General features: G+C 69.8%; 1 protein-coding gene. It reads right to left on the bottom strand.

Annotated elements, in window-relative coordinates; all coding sequences use genetic code 11:
• On the bottom strand, positions 1-616 hold a 616-nt coding region (locus J6500_RS31730; protein ID WP_225716611.1), incomplete at both ends, for an efflux RND transporter permease subunit.

Below are 616 nucleotides of genomic sequence, written 5' to 3'. Positions count from 1 at the left end.
CGAGGTCAGGCTCGGCGACTTCCGCGCAGCGTTCACCAATTCGTCGGTCGCGGCCGCCAGCAGCTCGGGCCCGCGCCCCTGCCGGTCCTGGACGCGAATGGTGAAGCCGCCGCCGGTGCCGATGCCGGGCACCGCGGGCGGCGGGATGACGATGATGAAGGCGCCCTGGATCACCGACAGGCGCTTGCGCAATTCGGCTGTGATCGCGTTCGCCGTCAATCCCTTCTTCAGCCGCGCCTCCGGCTCGTCGAACACCGGGAACAAGGCCGCAGCGTTACCGGCCTGCGTGCGCGTCGCGCCGGAGAAACCGGCAAAGGCCGCGACGCGGACGATGCCCGGCGTATCCAGTGCAATGCGCTCGATCTCGCGCACCACCGCCGTGGTCCGGGCCAGCGACGCGGCGCCGGGCAGCTGCGCCGAGATGATGACGTAGCCGCGATCCTGCGCCGGAATGAATCCCTGCGGGGTGGTGGCGAGCAGCCAGCCGGCGCTGCCGATCAGCACGAGATAGATCGCGAGCATCACCACCGTATGCCGGATCACGAAGTCGGCGGCGGCTGCGTAGCCGTGCGCCAGGCGATCGAACACGCGGTTGAACAGCGCAGTGAAGCTGCCC

The sequence above is a fragment of the Bradyrhizobium semiaridum genome (assembly GCF_020329505.1).
GTDB lineage: Bacteria > Pseudomonadota > Alphaproteobacteria > Rhizobiales > Xanthobacteraceae > Bradyrhizobium > Bradyrhizobium semiaridum.
This window is presented reverse-complemented; position numbering and strand designations above follow the sequence as displayed.